Source organism: Cupriavidus sp. SIMBA_020 (assembly GCF_046535395.1).
In the GTDB taxonomy this organism is placed as follows: Bacteria; Pseudomonadota; Gammaproteobacteria; order Burkholderiales; family Burkholderiaceae; genus Cupriavidus; species Cupriavidus campinensis.
In genome coordinates, this window is the sequence record NZ_JAWRWU010000499.1 from 1 (window position 1) to 275 (window position 275).

Sequence of the window (275 nt, forward strand, 5' to 3'; positions counted from 1 at the left end):
TTGGCTACTCATTTGCCCACCTCATCGGCCTCGGCAGGCGGCATTCCAATTTCGCGAATCTCCAGCACCTTTCCTTGCTGCGACACCAACGCGGGAACGCGGTCGATTCCAAACCGCGTCGTGACAGCGCCGCCCAGATCGAAATAGACGCGAGTGCCCCACTTGCGCATGAGCTCCATGTACGATCCCCCCACAAGAATCACCTTGTCAGCCGGCGCGGCCTCGCGGTGTATACGCGCTAGCTCCACTTGCCGGTCGTCACGTGCGTCTATGAA

At 60.4% G+C, this 275-nt stretch carries 1 pseudogene; it reads right to left on the reverse strand.

Features of this window, described 5'->3' with window-relative positions:
* Nucleotides 1–8 precede the first annotated feature (8 nt).
* Nucleotides 9–275: pseudogene (locus SB751_RS30225) on the reverse strand (type-F conjugative transfer system protein TraW); the annotation flags it as partial.